Origin of the sequence: Sphingobacterium prati, assembly GCF_013167215.1 — a bacterium.
Classification (GTDB): Bacteria; Bacteroidota; Bacteroidia; order Sphingobacteriales; family Sphingobacteriaceae; genus Sphingobacterium; species Sphingobacterium prati.
The window spans coordinates 228,659-242,545 of sequence record NZ_JABJWY010000032.1 but is presented as its reverse complement, the minus strand read 5'-3'; the positions used below and the strand labels follow the sequence as shown (position 1 = coordinate 242,545).

15 protein-coding genes are annotated in these 13,887 nt (G+C 38.5%); 10 read left to right on the top strand and 5 right to left on the bottom strand.

Going from position 1 to position 13,887, the window contains the following annotated elements; genetic code table 11:
* Positions 1 to 160 precede the first annotated feature (160 nt).
* The 5 genes from HPC41_RS09375 to HPC41_RS09355 all read right to left on the bottom strand — a co-directional run bounded on the left by HPC41_RS09375 (position 161) and on the right by HPC41_RS09355 (position 5,109).
* On the bottom strand, positions 161 to 949 hold the full coding sequence (locus tag HPC41_RS09375; RefSeq protein ID WP_172393755.1) for a GLPGLI family protein: 789 nt from the start codon (positions 947 to 949) through the stop codon (positions 161 to 163).
* A gap of 17 nt (positions 950 to 966) precedes the next feature.
* Positions 967 to 3,708 (bottom strand): outer membrane beta-barrel protein, encoded by a 2,742-nt coding sequence (locus HPC41_RS09370; RefSeq protein ID WP_172393754.1) that lies wholly within the window; start codon positions 3,706 to 3,708, stop codon positions 967 to 969.
* Positions 3,709 to 3,892: 184 nt separating this feature from the next.
* Positions 3,893 to 4,243 carry a hypothetical protein gene (locus HPC41_RS09365; protein WP_172393753.1) on the bottom strand — a complete coding sequence of 117 codons (351 nt, stop codon included), beginning with the start codon at positions 4,241 to 4,243 and terminating at the stop codon, positions 3,893 to 3,895.
* The gene (locus HPC41_RS09360) at positions 4,236 to 4,787 is read right to left on the bottom strand and encodes an RNA polymerase sigma factor (RefSeq protein ID WP_172393752.1); all 552 of its coding nucleotides are present in this window, start codon (positions 4,785 to 4,787) and stop codon (positions 4,236 to 4,238) included. Before HPC41_RS09360 ends, HPC41_RS09365 begins: the two co-directional genes overlap by 8 nt.
* A gap of 7 nt (positions 4,788 to 4,794) precedes the next feature.
* Positions 4,795 to 5,109 (bottom strand): hypothetical protein, encoded by a 315-nt coding sequence (locus tag HPC41_RS09355; protein ID WP_172393751.1) that lies wholly within the window; start codon positions 5,107 to 5,109, stop codon positions 4,795 to 4,797.
* A gap of 106 nt (positions 5,110 to 5,215) precedes the next feature.
* Between HPC41_RS09355 and HPC41_RS09350 the strand changes: the two genes are divergently transcribed.
* From HPC41_RS09350 to trpD, 10 genes are all read left to right on the top strand, one after another.
* On the top strand, positions 5,216 to 6,586 hold the full coding sequence (locus tag HPC41_RS09350) for a dipeptidase (protein WP_172393750.1): 1,371 nt from the start codon (positions 5,216 to 5,218) through the stop codon (positions 6,584 to 6,586).
* A gap of 61 nt (positions 6,587 to 6,647) precedes the next feature.
* On the top strand, positions 6,648 to 7,550 hold the full coding sequence (locus HPC41_RS09345; RefSeq protein ID WP_172393749.1) for a LysR family transcriptional regulator: 903 nt from the start codon (positions 6,648 to 6,650) through the stop codon (positions 7,548 to 7,550).
* 80 nt (positions 7,551 to 7,630) lie between these two features.
* Entirely contained in the window at positions 7,631 to 8,611 is a 981-nt protein-coding gene (locus tag HPC41_RS09340; RefSeq protein ID WP_172393748.1) for a c-type cytochrome, read from the top strand.
* 1 nt (position 8,612) lies between these two features.
* Positions 8,613 to 9,086 carry a DsrE family protein gene (locus tag HPC41_RS09335; RefSeq protein ID WP_246250547.1) on the top strand — a complete coding sequence of 158 codons (474 nt, stop codon included), beginning with the start codon at positions 8,613 to 8,615 and terminating at the stop codon, positions 9,084 to 9,086.
* A gap of 1 nt (position 9,087) precedes the next feature.
* Positions 9,088 to 10,005 carry a substrate-binding domain-containing protein gene (locus HPC41_RS09330; RefSeq protein ID WP_246250544.1) on the top strand — a complete coding sequence of 306 codons (918 nt, stop codon included), beginning with the start codon at positions 9,088 to 9,090 and terminating at the stop codon, positions 10,003 to 10,005.
* A gap of 198 nt (positions 10,006 to 10,203) precedes the next feature.
* Positions 10,204 to 10,863, top strand: coding sequence for a lysophospholipid acyltransferase family protein (locus tag HPC41_RS09325; RefSeq protein WP_246250541.1), 660 nt, complete (start codon positions 10,204 to 10,206; stop codon positions 10,861 to 10,863).
* Positions 10,845 to 11,603 (top strand): ABC transporter ATP-binding protein, encoded by a 759-nt coding sequence (locus HPC41_RS09320; RefSeq protein WP_172393745.1) that lies wholly within the window; start codon positions 10,845 to 10,847, stop codon positions 11,601 to 11,603. Before HPC41_RS09325 ends, HPC41_RS09320 begins: the two co-directional genes overlap by 19 nt.
* A gap of 122 nt (positions 11,604 to 11,725) precedes the next feature.
* Positions 11,726 to 11,947 (top strand): DUF2795 domain-containing protein, encoded by a 222-nt coding sequence (locus tag HPC41_RS09315; protein WP_028072584.1) that lies wholly within the window; start codon positions 11,726 to 11,728, stop codon positions 11,945 to 11,947.
* 81 nt (positions 11,948 to 12,028) lie between these two features.
* Positions 12,029 to 12,496, top strand: a complete 468-nt coding sequence (locus HPC41_RS09310) for a hypothetical protein (RefSeq protein ID WP_172393744.1) — start codon at positions 12,029 to 12,031, stop codon at positions 12,494 to 12,496.
* Between the two features lie 379 nt (positions 12,497 to 12,875).
* Positions 12,876 to 13,862 (top strand): anthranilate phosphoribosyltransferase, encoded by a 987-nt coding sequence (trpD, locus tag HPC41_RS09305; protein ID WP_172393743.1) that lies wholly within the window; start codon positions 12,876 to 12,878, stop codon positions 13,860 to 13,862.
* Positions 13,863 to 13,887: the final 25 nt, after the last annotated feature.

Here is a 13,887-nt window from a genome sequence, read left to right as displayed (position 1 = left end):
AAAAAATACATCATTAAAAAAATACAAATATTAATCACAATTAATTGATATACAAATACATAAAAACTTAAAACATAATAAAAGCCCTTTTTATGAAGGGCTTTTATTATCTAAACGGTTAGTAAAACACTTGATTCTATTCAAGTGTATCCACGAAAACTTATAAATTTCCCAGTTCCATAATAAACTGAACGGTCTCTTTATTCATGTGTTGTGACAACACACCCGAAATCTGATCGGTCATGGTCTTTCTCGTCATCCGCTTTACCTTACTTTTTTCAAACTTTTTTTTATCCATGACCAGGTCATTACTTAATTCAACTTTAGTCGCAAAATAAGAAACATGTTGACTTGGCACGACTAATCCCAGGATCATTCCGGGAAGGCCATTGATAGATTCAGGGCCGCCGCTGATAGGAATCTCATTGCAATAATAACCTATCACATAAATTGAATCTGCTGTTAGCCCATTGGCTCTTCGACAATTGTATCCGGCGACTTCGCGATATTCGTCGGTTACCTTCCATTTGATCCGTTTCATGGTATCCTCAACAATGATCTTTTCACCTACAATATCATTATACCTTAGAAAAGAACGAGTGGTCATATTGGACAAGGTAGTTGCTTCAAAATCCAGTGCAAGCATCATAATGTACTGTTTAATCTCTGCATCTGGATTCTCATCCTTTACCGATTCAAATAAAGTTTCAGTAGTATTGAATTTCATGGTTTTCTTCAGCACGGCACTCTCCGGTAACTTAGGAAGAATACGTTCAAAAAACTGTTTTGAGTTATCATCAGCCTTCGCTAAGAATTTCTTACCCACAATATTTTTTATGTACATGGTCTTATCGTAGGAAATGCTGCCAGACCTTCCGAATAGGGTGTATTGCGCCTTCAGGCTTAGGACCCCACAGCACAAAAAGAGAAAAACAATATATTTTAACATGATATTTAACTTAAATTTTATAAAAACATTTTTGTGAAGTCCCAGGATAGCTTAAGCATATAGTATCTCCGGATTGTATCATAACGGCGTTGTGTAAAAATGGATGTTGATGCCGAACGGCTAAAACCTTTATTCTGATTAAGGACATCATTGATCGTGAAATCCAACATCAGGGATTCATTCTTCAGGAACTTTTTACTTACACCGGGATGCAATAGAAATTGTTCAAATTTTTCATCAAATGCTTTTGTTGCCGCTTCGTAGGTATAACTATAGTTTGTATATACTTTAAGGGTTTTGCTTACAAAATATTCTACACTACCATTCGATCCGAATACAAAACCATTGCTATTCGTATTACGTTCCAAGCTCGATTTCATTAAGCGGTATTGTGGGCTGAAGTTTAAATCGAAATTTAATCCGGTCTTGGTATCTCGTTTAAAATTATACGTAAAATTGAAGTTCGTCGTATTGACCTTGTTTAATTGCTGGTTGAATAGATTATAATTGTCGCTCATATTCACATAGAATTGTGGCGAATTAGATAATCCCAATTTCTTACTCAATTTAAAATGATATCCGGACCAGATATTAACTGAGGTATTTGTTTTACCCCCAACATTGTTCCAGGTATAGATATTGAGGCCTTGCGCAGTATCAATGTTTTGTGTGATCGGGTTTTTATCCAAAGTAATATTTCCCCCTGCATAGATATAACTTCCGGTAAGAATCCGAAAAGAGTTATAATTGATATTTAAGGAGTTTCTAAACGAAGGTTTTAGATTTTCATTTCCTAAATAACGGTTGATCTGGTCAGAATTATCCAAAATGGGCTGAATCTGGCTCATGGAAGGCAATTGATTCTTTCCGGTATAATTCATCCATAACCCCTTGGTCTTTGTAAAGGAATAGCCAGCACTCACATTGGGATTATAGGTAAAATAACTTCTGGACAGGCCCTGCTTACTATTGTTGTTATATTGCTCCAGTTTATCGTTATTAAAATTATTGGCAACGGTAAACTTTAGCTTTTCGGTGGTATGCACTATGGCCAATTTATACCTACTGCTCCGCCTATCAAAATTATAATCATTACTGAAACGACTGTCCAGCTCATTATACTCCCCGTCAGCATCTTTATTGAACGATCCGACACGGGAGGAACTGTTACTACTTTCTATTCCGGTTCCTATAACGAGATTCCAGACTTTAGATAAAGGTTCTGTGTACGAAACCGAAGCACTCAGCACGTCATTTTTACTATTACGGTCTTTGCGTTGATCTGTGGATTCTATTGGATTATATTCTGTGGTATCCTTTTTAACGGAATTTTTAACCGTTGAGAATAGATAACCATCTCCTATCATTTCATTTCGCCTGAATTGACCATCAAATGTAAATGAGCGTCCTTTTTTCTTAAATTTATGCGTGAAATAAGTACTAAAATTAAACTCGTTGACAGTATTCTTGATGGTTTCACGGGTGTTTTCAGCGACAGTTGTATCCATATTCTGGGTAAACTGATAGGCTTCACGTTTGTTGTCCGACCAAAGATTTTTTCGGGAAACTCCACCACGGATGGTCAAGGTATTTAATGAATCAAAATTCAGATCATATTTTAAATTGGCACGATGCTGATCATTCTCAGTATCTACAGATTTGGTTGATTTATTATTGATCAGCCCTGTGCTGATTGTCTCATCATCCCCGTCACTGCTTAACCTTCCATATTTATAGTTGATATTGACGTTATGTTTATCTTTGTTGAATTTGTCCGAAAAATTAACACCCGAATTGATGGCACGTGGAATACCGATTACACCCTGCCCTGAAAAAGGATCCGTAAAATTAGACCAGGACATGGATCCGTCATCCCCGTATGAAACGCCCGAGTCGCCGCCATATTTCTGCGCATCTTGCCAATTCATACTTGTTGTACCATTATTTCCAAAGAGACCATATACGGAGATCTTTTGAGATCCTTTGAATTTATTCAACATCAGTTGCCCCATGTAATAATCACTGGTACCACCCCCGACTAACGCTTTTCCAAACATACCATTTTTGGCTCCGTCTTTAAGCTTGACGTTGATGGTCTGCTCACGTTGCCCATCATCAACACCAGTTCGCTCAGCCTGCTCGGATTTTTTTTCGTACACCTGCACTTTATCGACCATATCCGATCGGATATTCCGGGTGACCAGTGTTGGATCATCTCCGAAAAATTCCTCACCATCCACGAGTACTTTTTTGACAGTCTTACCCTGCGCGGTAATCTTGCCCGATGCGTCCACGGTGATCCCGGGTAAAACTTTCAGCAGATCCTCCACCTTCGCATTTTTTTCCACTTTAAAACTACCAGCGTCATACTCTGTGGTGTCTCCCTTTATGGTGATAGGGATTCGACCCGTCACGATAACTTCTTCCAATAAAGTAGCTGTTTTGGTCAATCCCACAGTTAATTTGGAATAGTCCTTACCTTGGGCAATTTGTGTATAATAATCACCATATTTAGGATAACTCACAATCAAAAGATAGGAACCCGTATCTGGCCTGGATAAGGAAAAATCACCATTTTCATCTGATCTCGTAAAACCTGTCAAAATAGAATCTTTAGCGGTTAATAACATGACTGTAGCATCGGATAATTTAACCTGATCTTTTACATCACTTATCTTTCCGGTAATTTTGGACTGCCCCATAGCTATTCCATGAATACCAAAAACGAAAAATAAGAGAATTTGCAAAACTCTTTTCATAAAATTGTTGGATAGTATATTAATATCAATATAACATTAGTATATAAAACCAATGTTTTGTTACAATAAATTTAATTTTATTTCCCGGAAAGCGTCTTTTAGAAATCAGTCGCTAATTGAAACGAAATAAAGGGTTTTAATACTAGGATATATAAAGTACATATATTCCATAAAAGATTCGAAATTATTGATAGCTTTTATGTTGTTCGATCTTGATCAATTTCCATAATTGCAGGCAAAAAAAGCAGATTAGTATTACAAAAATAAGTTGGAAAAATATCGAGATATAATTACGGTAAGCGACCGCCATCTCACTCATTTGAATTTTATTCATATAATAGCTATTGAGTACAATACCGCAGATCGATCCCAAAAGAAAAAATACAATGGCATATTTTTTATCTGAAAGCGCTTTAATTTTTGCTTTTTCCAACTCTTCAATCCGTCCCATAATGCGTTGTTCTAAATCATCAAATGGCATGCTTACTTTGCTCATTTGTATAATCTGTTTCATTTTCTTGTGTTCGTTATCCATGATATTCTGATTTTTTTATCAATTGATTCAAAACCTGTTGCATATTTTTTCGTGCCCGATGTAGAATCACTTTTGTATTAGCAAGTGTCCAGCCCATTATTTCCTGAATTTCTTCCATAGCTTGTTCCTCCAGATAAAATAGGCGTAGGGCGACAGATTCCTTAGGCGATAAAATAGCAAGGGCATCATTGATCATTTCTTTTCGCTCGTTGTTAATAATTTCATCGAGAATGGACTCATCATAGGCCTGGTCATGATCTGCCAAATCAAAATCGATCAGGGCTAATTTCTTGTATCGGATGCTATTAAAAGCAACATGAACAACGATACGATAAAACCAGGTACTAAATTTTGATTTGCCTTTGAAAGAGGTTAAGGATTGATAGCATTTAATAAAAGCCTCTTGAACAACATCTTCGGCCAAATGCTCCTGCTTAACGATAGAAAGCGCAACAGAAAAAGCCATATCCTGATACGTTTTTATAAAATACCGATACGACTCAACATCTCCGGACAGTACTTTTCGAATATAAATTTCATCCATTGAAGGGCTAAATGTCGTATTTTTTATCGAGTTTATTGGCTATAATCATTGACACACCGGCAGCTATGATCAAAATCGCAACAGCTAATGAATCAGGCAGATCGGCATTTACATAATTTTGTATCAGGCCAACAATAAGAAGTCCAAGACCTATTCCTAACACTAAAATACCTGGTTTCTGCCAATCTGAAGGCTGCTTCTTTCGATCCTCTACAGGGATATTGATTGCGGTACTGCGGTAACGCATGATAAAATAAACACAAAGGGTGATACAGGTGAATAATCCCACACCCATAATTGCTGCCATTGACTCTTTTTCCATAATATTTGATTTAATTTTAACATTAGTCACTGTCAGTTCTGAAAAGGTTACAACAAATTGAGTTAAATGTACCGATTTGTGTAAATTTGTTTCAAATACAAACAATATGCAAAACATTAAAGAATATGTAGAAGCAAACAAGCAACGTTTTTTAGATGAGTTGTTTGATTTATTGCGTTTACCTTCGGTTAGTGCTGATCCTAAATTTAAGGGCGACGTACAGAAGACAGCTGAATTTGTCGCTCAAAAACTGCGTGATGCAGGGGCCGACAACGTAGAAGTTTGTGCCACTGCTGGTAATCCAATTGTTTATGGTGAAAAAATCATTGACCCTTCATTGCCTACTGTATTGACTTATGGTCACTACGACGTCCAGCCAGCTGATCCCTATGAATTATGGGAAACCCCTCCTTTTGAACCGACTATCCGCGATGGTAAAATATATGCCCGCGGCTCTGCTGATGACAAGGGACAGTTCTATATGCATGTGAAAGCTTTCGAATATATGATGCAAAACAATGCTTTGGCATGTAACATCAAATTCATGATCGAGGGTGAAGAGGAAGTTGGCTCTGTCAACTTAGGTACTTTTGTCAAGGAAAATACGGCAAGACTTAAAGCCGATGTGATCGTGATTTCAGATACTTCTATGATCAGTATGGCACAACCTTCTTTGGAGACAGGCCTTCGTGGACTTTCTTATGTGGAGGTTGAAGTTACTGGACCAAACCGGGATCTGCACTCAGGTGTATATGGTGGAGCTGTTGCAAACCCAGCTACGATTCTTGCGAAACTCATCGCTTCCCTGCACGATGAAAATAATCATATCGCAATCCCTGGATTTTATGACGATGTCATTGAATTGTCGGCTGAAGAACGTAAGGCGTTGAATGAAGCTCCTTTTGACATTGAAGAATACAAAGCAGATCTAGGTATTCAAAACATATGGGGAGAAAAGGGATATACAACATTAGAACGTACTGGAATCCGTCCTACCCTAGAGGTTAACGGTATCTGGGGTGGATATATCGGTGAAGGTGCCAAAACTGTGCTACCTTCTAAAGCACATGCAAAAATTTCGATGCGTCTTGTACCTAACCAAAATTCAGAACGTATAACGGAGCTATTCAAAAAACATTTTGAAGGTATTGCACCCGATTATGTTAAGGTTCAAGTAAAACCACATCACGGCGGTGAGCCTGTAGTTACACCAACAGATAGCGTTGCCTATAAAGCTGCTGAGAAAGCATTACACGATGCATTCGGTGTTAAACCAATCCCTACCCGTGGCGGAGGATCTATTCCAATTGTTGCTTTATTTGAAGAAGTCTTAGGGCTTAAGACAGTGCTGCTGGGATTTGGATTAGACAGCGACAACCTGCACTCTCCAAACGAAAAATATGGCATCGCGAATTATCTGATGGGTATCTCAACAATTCCTTTATTTCATAAATATTACGCAGAACTAAGTAAATAATTTAGTTTTTCATTAGATAAAGGGTTATTTTTAAATTTTAGAAATAACCCTTTATCTTTTTATGGATTTCGATTTTCGTCTTATCGTATTTTATACTGCAGCTCAGCATCTTAATTTTACCAAGACTGCTTCGGCACTGTTTATCTCACAGCCCGCGGTCAGTAAAAATATCCAGGAACTCGAAAAAAAACTCGGGGTTCCTCTTTTTGAGAGAAAAGGTAATAACCTTGAACTAACGGAATCAGGACAAATTCTTTATAAATATGCCCAACAGATTATCAATCTCTATAATCAAGCAGGGCAGGAAATACAGCAACTTCAAGCAGGACGAAAGGGAAATCTTATTTTGGGTGCCAGTACGACCATATCGCAATATGTACTTCCGACGCTTTTGGCAGATTTTCTAACTCAATACCCCAATAACCGCATCCAGTCTTTTCAATCCAATAGCCGAAGCATTGAAGAACAGCTTATTGACAAAACATTAGATCTCGGGATCACGGAAGGCTCAACGGACAACCGGGCTTTAAAATATATCCCTTTTATGAAAGACGAACTTGTCTTGGTCACCAATAGCGATAACCCCTTACTTAAGCAATTAAAATCACCTATCCTTTCGGATATAACGCGTTTACCCCTAGTGCTTCGTGAGCAGGGATCGGGTACGCGTACCATTATTGAAAACGCGTTAAAAGACCGAGGTGTTAGTTTATCTGAAATCCAGATCGAAATGATACTGCCATCGACCGAGAGTATTAAGGGCTATCTGGCCCGTCGTCATAGCTTCGCCTTCCTTTCCATTCATACGATACAGCGGGAGGTATTACAGAATCAATTATCTATCGTCGATATCCCACATTTATGCATTGAGCGCTATTTTTATTTCACTCATCTTTATGGAGGCCTTACCGGCACGCCCAACCAATTCCTACAGTTCTGCCTAAGACAAAATTTCAAGATATAACATTTAGTTATATCTCATAAAGAATCTTCGTTTTAATCCCAGTCAATAGGCTGGTAGATTTGTCCAAACGAATTAGAGTCATGGAATACAAAAAACTAACAAATTATCTAAAGGCGCTCAGTTGGATCATTATCGCATTGTTTATCACTTGTACGACACTCTGCGTATTCCCACTTAAGCACGAAAACAATGATAAATGGAAAGATTCGTCCGCTGTAACCAATGATTCACTGATAACACATGTATCACAGTTCAAAGCAGTTTCTTTCGAAGACAATCCTGAAGGTGAAATGGCTGGTTATGGCGAGAAACTGATCAAAAATACGTATGACTATTTTTACGATGGAGAACTAAAAATTGGAAATAAATTAGCCTGTACCAGTTGTCATCTCAATGGTGGGACAAAGGCTTTTGCTGCCCCATATGTTGGGCTCACCAATGTTTTCCCGATATATATCGGAAGGGAAAACAAAGTGGAATCGCTGGAAGAACGTATTAATGGCTGTTTTGAACGAAGTATGAACGGTCGCGCTATACCCGAAAACAGTAAAGAAATGCGTGCGATTGTAACTTATATAAAAAACATCAGTATCAATACACTTAATAAAGGACGGTTAGCCGGACAGGGTTTTGTCAAAATGGACATACCAAATCGTGCAGCAGACCTGAAACACGGTAAGTTGGTATTTGAAGGCAAATGCACCAACTGCCATGGAAAAGATGGACAGGGTATGCTACAGCTTGCCGGCAGGGGATATTTATATCCTCCACTTTGGGGAAAAGATAGCTACAACGATGGAGCCGGCATGGCCCGGTTGCTTACCGCCACACGTTTTATCAAAGCAAATATGCCCTTGGGTGCAAGTTATGAAGCGCCACAACTCAGTGACGATGAAGCCTATGATGTTGCCGCCTACATCAACTCTTTCGACCGTCCAAAAAAAGCAAATAAAGAACTTGATTACCCAAATTTAGCAAAGAAGCCAAAGGATAGTCCCTATCCCCCATATGCAGACAACGTTAGTACGGAACAACATAAACATGGACCCTATAATTTTTAATATGATGAAAAAACAATTGACAATTGCTTGTATGCTATTCGCGATGATAACGATTCAAGCGAAAGCTCAAAGCAGCAAATTACTACGCTACAATCAACAATATACAGGAGCTGTTGCTAAGAAAAAAGTGTATAAAGCAATCTACCAATTGGATAGCAATGAGCCAAAAATTATTGAGAAAGCCATTCGCAATATCAACAATGTTCTGAAAGATCCGCGGTTGAAGGGGCATCTTCAAATTGAACTGGTCGCTTTTTCAGGTGGTACCGAAGCATATCTAAAGAAGAACAGCCAGTATGAAAAACCATTGCAGGGTCTCATCGAAAAAGGGGTTATTGTTGCCCAATGCTTAAATACATTAGAAGAGAAGCATATTGCAAAAGAAGAATTATTTGATTTTATCGGCTATGTTCCCAGCGGAAATGGCGAATTGATCTTAAGGGCAAACGAAGGTTGGGTCATTGTTAAACCATAACATGATGAGAAAATTAATAACCCTGAGTCTGATTATGACATGCTTTGCAGGCCCCAAAACTAAAGCACAGGATCATCGTTTTGATCCCCCTTGGAACAATCCACCGGCGTCAGCATTGAATTTTACAGTTCCGGGGATAGACAATATTCCAGATCTTTATGGCGATATTGAAAATCCGCAGCTAACCGTTTTCTTTGCTGGCAATCAGTTTATGGTCGTAGATGATTTACTGGCTTCTTTTAAAAAGGAATATCCCCAATATGAACGTATTTTTGTAGAAACATTACCGCCGGGAATTCTGGCAAAACAGATTAAAGGCGGTTCCATTACGATCGGTAATTTACGCATAACACATAAACCAGACATCTACACAGCCAGCAAGCGGGCCATCAATGAAATGGCCGATTATTTCAGCCATACCCAAACCTATTGTTACAACAATATCTGTTTAATGATACCCCAGGGAAACCCAGCAAATATTAAAACCTTGAATGACCTAGGAAAAGCCAATGTGCGTATTAGCATGCCCAACCCACAATGGGAAGGAATAGGAGAGCAGATTAAGGCTTCTTATAAAAAAGCAGGCGGCGATCAACTAGTCGAAAAAATTATGGTAGACAAGGTAAAGGATGGAAGTACCTATTTAACAAAAATACATCACCGCGAAAGTCCAATGCGTATCCTTTATCGTCAAGCTGACGTAGCTCCGGTATGGACATCTGAGGTCGTTTATCAGAAACTCATTGGTCATCCGGTAGAAAGTATTGCCATTCCTGACGTACAAAATACTACTGCAACTTACGTAGCCGCAAAACTAAAAAATGCCCCACATTCCCAGGCCGCAGATGATTTCCTGAAATTTATGGACTCTCCGAAAGCCAAACAGATTTACCAGAAATATGGATTTACAATAGACTAAAAAAGAAAATGGATAATTAATTATCCATTTTCTTTTTTTACTTTAGGTCAAAATTAGTTGAATTGTATGGTTCCATTGCTCAAAAAACTCCATCGTTATTGGTATTTTATTAGCGTTCTACTTGTTTTCCTTGTATTATTCCCCTATATCTATTTCTTGGCTTTGCATCCAGAAAAAAACTATGCTCGAATCGCACGTATGAGGCGTTGGGTATCGATTGGTGGATCAGCGCTGGCGGGTGTATTTTTTAAGGTCACGTATGAATCGAAAATGAATTGGAACAAACCGATGGTACTCTGTCCCAATCATACTTCAGTGCTTGATATCACGGCGCTAACCTACCTATGTCCTGTCCCGTTTTCATTTATAGGGAAGGCCTCTCTTCTTAAAAACCCCGTAACCCGTATATTTTTCAAGACCATAGACATTCCTGTCACACGGAGAAGTAAAGTGTCTTCATTTAAGGCTTTTCAACGGGCCAACGAGCTTGTCCAAAATGGTCGCAGTGTCGTCATTTTTCCGGAAGGAAAAATCGATGACGGATTTCCTCCTCAGATACACAGCTTTAAGTCTGGAGCTTTCCGTATTGCTGTCCAAAATGATGTACCTGTAGTTCCTATTATTATTGAGAACGCATGGGATATCTTTTTCGATGATGGTGCAAAAAGAGGATCTCATCCAGGAATTGTCAAAGTTCATGTTTTTGCACCCATTGAAACAAAAAACTTTGATAACACCAATGCGGAAGAGTTAGAGAAAATCGTCTACGACAAAATGCATTCCTATTGGATTATGAAGAATAAATCGTATTTTCATCATCCAGAGAACGTCCAAAAAATATGTCAGGAAAGATATTAATCGAAATCAAGGATATTGCACGCGAATACCAAATAGGCTCGGAGACAATCCATGCCCTCAGTTCGGTTACACTCAATATTCACAAAGGAGAATTTGTAGCGCTTATGGGACCTTCGGGATCCGGTAAATCCACATTAATGAACATTTTGGGTTGCCTGGATACCCCCAGTAGGGGTGAATACATCCTTAATGGGATTAATGTAAGTGACATGTCTGAGGATGAGCTTGCTGAAGTGAGAAATAAAGAGATCGGCTTTGTATTTCAAACTTTCAATTTACTCCCTAAAAGTACGGCATTGGAGAACGTGGCCTTACCGCTGATCTATGCCGGATATAATAAGGCTAAACGCGAGGAAAAAGCGACCAGTGCATTAGAAAGTGTTGGACTGGGACACCGCATGGATCACAGACCCAATGAACTGTCAGGTGGACAACGGCAACGGGTGGCTGTTGCCAGGGCATTAATCAATGATCCGTCCATTATATTGGCCGATGAGCCAACGGGAAATCTGGATACAAAAACCTCCATTGAAATCATGGGTCTACTCGAAGAGATTCACTCCAAGGGAAACACCATCATTTTGGTCACACACGAAGAAGATATCGCACTCCATGCCCATCGTATTGTACGCATGCGCGATGGCCTGATTGAAAACGATTATCCGAATGCTGATATCAAATCCGTGTCGCCACGGCTAAGTGCCCTAAATGAAAAAGGGAGTGACTTTGAGAATATTTAAAAATATTATTTCATTATAAATCAGACACTTATATTATTGACACAAAAATAACAATTGATTTACTTGTTTAAGTTAAATTAAATGATAGTTTTGCGAAAATAGAGAACTTAAATTGTTTTTATATGTATTGGACATTAGAATTAGCTTCGCATCTAGAAGATGCACCGTGGCCAGCAACAAAAGATGAATTAATCGATTATGCTATTCGTTCGGGTGCACCAGTTGAGGTGATTGAAAACTTACAATCTCTTGAGGATGATGGTGAGCCATATGAAAATATTGAAGAAATTTGGCCCGATTATCCGACAAAAGATGATTTCTTCTTCAATGAAGATGAATATTAGCAGATAAAAAACGCCTTTTGATGAAAGGCGTTTTTTATTTCATGAAATTAATCTATCGTTATGAAGTTCAGTCTTAAGCTTATGAAGATAAAAGTAAAGGTATTGTTATTAACGTTCATAAGCTGTATGCTAGCCACTTCCCTGTCTGCTCAGGAAAGCTTAGCTGCGAAAGAACCTGTTGCTGTATTAAAAAAATTCGTACAGCGTCTTAATGATGCCGATTTAGCGACCGACATTATTTTAAGTCAGGATATCGTAACAGCTAAAAACCTCGATGAAGACCAACAGGAGTACCTTTTGGCCAGCATAGACGAAATCCGTATCAATGTACAAAGCAAGGATATCAACAAATTAGAATACATCAACTTCGTTGAAGCCGGCCGGAAGGAAACCTACGATATCGACCTGGAGGGAATTGATCCGCAACAGGTGTATTTCGTAAGGTATCTCAAACGGTTTGTATTTGCTGCGGTTATTCGGGATAAAAAAATAGCTTCCTTTACCCTGGTTTCTAAAGGGAATAATAAAGCACATTTTGTGTTCTATTAGTTGTTTTCGTCTTTATTCTTTGTTTATCCGACTAGTAACCAAGATATTCAGGCCAACCTGGAAACGTTCAGTCGATTGAGCTATAGACAAAGTGCAATAAATTTGGATTATTTATGACTGTCTTGTGGATCTGCTTGTAAGCTGTATGACGTACTAGAAGATTTTTTAAAAATTTTTCAACAAAAAGACTTGCATTTTAAAATTCTATCAACCATATTTGTATTAATAAAAATGGAAATGATAACAACTATATTAAATAAAGCTTGGTGGTGGCACAACGAATAACGTTGTGGCAAACTCCTATTGCATTATTTGATATATACATCAAGATATGATGGGCTTGCCTGAATAAGGTAAGCCTTTTTTATTTAAAAATATTATGAAAGAAATTTTAGCTCATTTATTTGAATACAAGACTTTTTCGCGGCAAGAGGCTTATGAGATTTTGATGAACATTGCCAAAGGTAAATATGACAGTCATCAAATCGCTGCTTTTATGACAGCTTATGGCATGCGAAGTATACGGGTAGAAGAACTTGGCGGGTTTCGGGATGCTATGTACGATCTATGCCTCAAGCTGGATTTTGATGGTTATGACTTAATCGACTTATGTGGCACTGGCGGTGATGGCAAAAACACGTTTAACATCTCTACAATTGCTTCTTTCGTGACAGCTGGCGCAGGTTATCAGGTGGCCAAGCATGGCAATATAGGGGTGTCATCGAGCTGTGGTTCCTCAAATGTTATGGAGTATTTGGGTTATCAATTTAGTAATGACAAAACCGAATTACAGCGCCAGCTAGACCAGGCCAATATCTGCTTTCTTCATGCACCATTATTTCACCCAGCCATGAAAACTGTTGCTCCCATACGTCGCGCATTGGGGGTAAAGACATTCTTTAATATGTTGGGACCATTAACAAATCCGGCCAATCCGAGGTTTCAATCTGTCGGTGTATTCAGCTTGGAACTTGCACGGCTCTACGGCTATTTATACCAAAATACAAACAAACAATATTCTATTATCCATGCACTGGATGGTTATGACGAAATATCCATGACCGGAGATTTCAAGGTTATCAACAATCAGGGGGAAAACTATTATAATATGGAGGAGTTAGGCTTCACTCCTGTCCTTCCACAGGAATTAGCTGGTGGTGACAGCGTTGCCGAAGCAGCGCAGACATTCTTATCCATTTTGAATAATACAGGTACAGATATACAGAACAACGTTGTCCTGACTAATGCTGCATTTGCTATTAAAACTTTTCATCCCGAAAAATCTTTTGGCGATTGTTTCTATGAAGCCGAAGAATCACTGATGACTGGTAAGGCGCTCGAAAGTTTCAAAAAAATAATAAAATAATAAGATGGTGATCAAGATAAAAGTT